Source organism: Chitinimonas sp. BJB300 (assembly GCF_002735695.1).
GTDB lineage: Bacteria > Pseudomonadota > Gammaproteobacteria > Burkholderiales > Chitinimonadaceae > Chitinimonas.
In genome coordinates, this window is the sequence record NZ_PDZH01000221.1 from 1 (window position 1) to 3,812 (window position 3,812).

5 protein-coding genes are annotated in these 3,812 nt (G+C 50.1%); 1 reads left to right on the top strand and 4 read right to left on the bottom strand.

Translation table 11 applies throughout. The annotated features are described in order from the left end of the window. Nucleotides 1-258 precede the first annotated feature (258 nt). The 4 genes from CSQ89_RS20370 to CSQ89_RS20385 form a co-directional block, all read right to left on the bottom strand. Nucleotides 259-696, bottom strand: coding sequence for a hypothetical protein (locus tag CSQ89_RS20370; RefSeq protein WP_139023057.1), 438 nt, complete (start codon nt 694-696; stop codon nt 259-261). A 5-nt stretch (nt 697-701) separates the two neighbouring features. Beyond that, entirely contained in the window at nt 702-1,421 is a 720-nt protein-coding gene (locus CSQ89_RS20375) for a division plane positioning ATPase MipZ (RefSeq protein WP_099407836.1), read from the bottom strand. A 531-nt stretch (nt 1,422-1,952) separates the two neighbouring features. Beyond that, nucleotides 1,953-2,273: a helix-turn-helix domain-containing protein gene (locus CSQ89_RS20380; protein ID WP_099407837.1), complete on the bottom strand. Its 321-nt coding sequence runs from the start codon at nt 2,271-2,273 to the stop codon at nt 1,953-1,955. Further along, nucleotides 2,270-2,620, bottom strand: coding sequence for a type II toxin-antitoxin system RelE/ParE family toxin (locus tag CSQ89_RS20385; RefSeq protein WP_099407838.1), 351 nt, complete (start codon nt 2,618-2,620; stop codon nt 2,270-2,272). Before CSQ89_RS20385 ends, CSQ89_RS20380 begins: the two co-directional genes overlap by 4 nt. A 240-nt stretch (nt 2,621-2,860) precedes the next feature. Here CSQ89_RS20385 and CSQ89_RS20390 point away from each other — a divergent pair, with 240 nt between their 5' ends. Continuing rightward, on the top strand, nt 2,861-3,472 hold the full coding sequence (locus CSQ89_RS20390) for a recombinase family protein (protein WP_099407839.1): 612 nt from the start codon (nt 2,861-2,863) through the stop codon (nt 3,470-3,472). The last annotated feature ends 340 nt before the right edge of the window (nt 3,473-3,812 follow it).

Consider the following 3,812-nt stretch of genomic DNA (forward strand, 5'->3'; position numbering starts at 1 on the left):
ACCTACCATCGCCGACAAGCCCGTTGCTGTCGCCGCACCAAACGTGCTCAGCAAATAGTCGGTGTACAAATCGAGTTCTTTGTTCTTCATGGCGACAGGTTATCGTATGCACTGCGTAACATCAGATACAAAGAAGGTATCGAATCTTCGGTGATATGGAATTTAGTATCGAGCTGTGGCCAAGTTTTGCTTTGCCCCTTGAATTTTTTGCGTATCGAGCTGTGTCTGGTGTGGATAAACTAGAAAAATTGTATCGAGCTATGGCTTCTTTGCGAGTTTCTTTAGGTCTTGTTGAACACCTTCCTGTATGTATCGTTCCACCAAGTTGTTCTTTGATCTAGCCCCCGGCAAGTTGTCTACTAGGTAATCCAACTCCGCCAATAGTGCGATAGGAATACGCATTGAAGTGACTGCTCTACCAGATCCAGCCCCCTTTGCTGCATCGGTGTAATACCTGCTAGGCACTACTGCTATTTCTTTGTCTTCCCCGGTTGATGCGGGCTGTACAGTATTTGACTTATGAAAAGCGCTTTCTGCGAACTCACTAATGGCAGGGTCTTCGGCGATTTGGCGTAGCTCTTCAATGCTTTTTGACGGTGGTGGTGGCGTTAGAGCGTCAGGAATGACTGGTGTAGTCAAATGCGTAGTTTGGGAACGTGTTTTGACTGATGGTGGTGTGTACTTGGCTTTACTCATATTCATTACTCTTCCCCGAACACGCTTTCATAAAGGTACTGCATCTCGGTTGCTGCTTTGTCCTCTGGATAAGCTTCAAAGGTGGCCAGTCCACCCTTTTGTGCCTTTCTGACGGCAACACGGTCGTACATATTGAATGGCAGTACCGTCATAACATGGGCGTATTCAGCAAGAACCAATCTAACTTCATCTGCTTCGCGAAGTTGAGGATTAGGGTTCACTTGGGTCAATACAACCTTGTATCGCTCTAGATTGAACTCGCCATCACGTCGATTTCCAACACTATCTTTGATGATTCGCTCCATGGAATCGAGAGTCCATGTATCGAACTGTGACGGTCTGGTTGGGATAATGACTTGATCGGCTAATGCGACTGCATAACGCAGCTCGATACTTTCCCGTCCACCCACATCAATAACGACTGTGTCGTACTTCTCAGCAAGAGCCACAACATCAAAAGCCAATTTTCCGCTCTTCTGTACAGTGAGAATGGGTTCTAACTGGCCTGTAGTGTCATTCAGGACGGATTCATTCCGTGCTTCTGACCATAGTGACGAGGTGTATTGCGGGGCATCAGTATCCATCAGCACGACTGAGTGACCGCGAGATTGGCGCATAACTGCGAGATTCGTGGCAATGGTGGTCTTTCCAGACCCGCCTTTTTCGTTGCCAACAACGATGATAGGCATAGAACCCTTTTTTTTATGGAATGTAGTTTCAAACATTAGTGCATTTATAAGCAATGCACTACATGCATTTGAATATAGTGAATAGAACACTATGCAAGTAGTGTAATGATTCGATTGAAAACACTATATTAAACATGTGCACTATAGTGAAAGTAATGCGATCATAGTAGTACACTACTTGTAATTCAAGTAATACTATTGTGGAGTGCCGGCAATAGTTTTAACTAGGGGTAGAACAAACAGTCGTGTCATCGGCCGCCAGTTCAATCACGGTTGAGCATTTACGGGTACTGTCAAATATGTGGAGTACGAAATCGAACGGTTTCGTACATAACCTGGCCAGCATGTCCAAAAGTTAGCGGAACGAACTTTCGGACATGCTGAAAAATAAGTACGCCTATTTCGTACAGTTTGGGTTCTCGGGGGAGAACGCGGGCTGGCAATGCATTAAGCATTTTTGGTTGACGAAATCAGGAAATTGCGCCACTGGGTCAACATCATTGTGCGCCACCGCCCATAATGCATTTGTCATGTGGCCGCTTTTGCAGCTATGTGCTTACTCCCCATTCACGAAAACACGACGGCCACGCGTCCTATTGTCGTTGTACGACGAGCCGGCCCGACGACGATTTGTACGTCACGACCAAGCCGGGCCAGACAATCGAGCATCTTCGCTTCGCTAATCCCGCGAAACTGGCCGCGTAGCATCTTGGACAGTTTGGGCTGAGGAATGCCAAGAACATCGGCTGCCTGCTGCTGGCTCCATTTACGGCCTTTAATGATTTCGCCGATCTTGGTTGCAAGCTGTGCTTTGACAATCATTTCGTCGGCGTCGGCCATGCCTAAATCGGCGTAGATGTTGCCAGTGCTTTCTTCAATTTCGATCATTTCATTTCTCCTTTGGCGTGCGCCTCGGCTTTTTTCAATCGCTCCCGAATCAAGTCCATGTCTGGCTTTGGTGTTGCAATGCCCTGCGTGGATTTCTTCTGAAAACAATGAAGCACATAAACGGCATCGCCAAACTTGACCGTATAGACGGCGCGGAACGTGCCTCCACCTGAGTCTTCAACTACTTCAAGAACACCAGCAGAACCAAACCCCTTTAGCGGCTTAGTCTGTTCGTGCTTCTTTCCAACTTGTGCTTGATGCAGCGCATAACCAAACGTGTCTTGAACGTCGCCCGGCATCGCCATCAAATCTTTCTTGGCCGAGCCAAGCCAAAGTAATTTCTTCATGCGCTGTTCCATTCTTATATTATGCCCATATGGGTATAATCAATCAACATTTTACACCATGGCATCGGGGTTGTTCGGGGTGGAGGCCAAGCCCAAAGCCCAGAAAATGCTGTCACACAAGTGGGACTGTCCTACTTTTGCGAGTCACTGATTAGATGACGGGTTAAGTGACGGTTTTCAGTCCCTGCATTCCAGAGTTTGGGCTGTCACGCAAACGGTCGTTTATGTGACAAGTGAAGAATGCTGATTGGTTACATGCGAGTGTCGAAGGCGGACGGCTCCCAAGCCACCGATCTGCAGCGCGACGCGCTGACCGCCGCTGGCGTCGATCCAGTACATCTCTACGAGGACCTGGCATCCGGCAAGCGCGAGGACCGCCCCGGCCTGACTGCTTGTCTGAAGGCGTTGCGGCCAGGCGATACGTTGGTCGTGTGGAAGCTCGACCGGCTCGGGCGCGACCTGCGCCACCTAATTAACACCGTTCACGATTTGACCGGACGCGGCATTGGTCTCAAGGTGCTGACCGGTCACGGTGCCGCCATCGACACCACGATCGCCGTTGGCAAGCTGGTCTTCGGCATCTTCGCCGCGCTAGCTGAGTTTGAGCGCGAATTGATTGCCGAGCGCACACTGGCGGGGCTGGCGTCGGCGCGGTCGCGTGGCAGGAAAGGTGGACGACCGTTCAAGATGACCGCCGCCAAGCTGCGCCTGGCGATGGCGGCGATGGGACAATCGGAAACCAGGGTCGGTGATCTATGTCAGGAGCTAGGCATTACTCGACAGACCCTATATCGGCATGTCTCACCCAAAGGCGAAGTCAGGCCGGACGGCGCAAAATTACTCGCGGGATAGTTGGTCGAGTAGCCTAAGGGAATCTCACCCTCAGGCTACTCGACCAACTACCCCTAATACTGTCGTCAACGTGAGCAGAAAAGGCGCTCAAGGAAGACTTGGTGCTTGAGAATGTCCCAATTGGCAGGTCTTCCAAACTCAAAATGAGTTTGCACTACACCCGCTAGCATGTCTGCGAATTGAAGGTTCAGACAGTGACGGCTGCCTAAGGGTCTGATGTTACGCAGTGCATACGCTAACCTGTCGCAATGAAGAACAAAGAACTCGATTTGTACACCGACTATTTGCTGAGCACGTTTGGCGCGGCGACAGCAACGGGCTTGTCGGCGATGGTAGGTGG